Origin of the sequence: Dysgonomonas sp. 25 (assembly GCF_010501075.1) — a bacterium.
Classification (GTDB): domain Bacteria; phylum Bacteroidota; class Bacteroidia; order Bacteroidales; family Dysgonomonadaceae; genus Dysgonomonas.
The window spans coordinates 1-222 of the sequence record NZ_QVMN01000027.1; the positions used below are offsets into that span (position 1 = coordinate 1).

Sequence of the window (222 nt, forward strand, 5' to 3'; positions counted from 1 at the left end):
ATAGAAATATCTGATTTAAAGGCCAATTGGAGTGTGAAAAAGGTCGAAAAAATACAAGAGGATATTGGAAAACTTCAGCCTATTTTTTCTAAGGATGAGCTGGATGATTTTAGTATTTGGATATATAAAGATGAAGTGTTATATGAATCTAGCGCAAAATATAAAAAGGAACTAATTAAATTATTAAACAATAAGTCAGTCTTTAAAATTACTCAGGGTTCA

The 222-nt window shown here is 28.4% G+C and carries 1 protein-coding gene; it reads left to right on the plus strand.

What is annotated here, in order from left to right; genetic code table 11:
- Positions 1-222: hypothetical protein (locus D0T66_RS16270; RefSeq protein WP_221412242.1), on the plus strand; the 222-nt coding region annotated here is incomplete at both ends.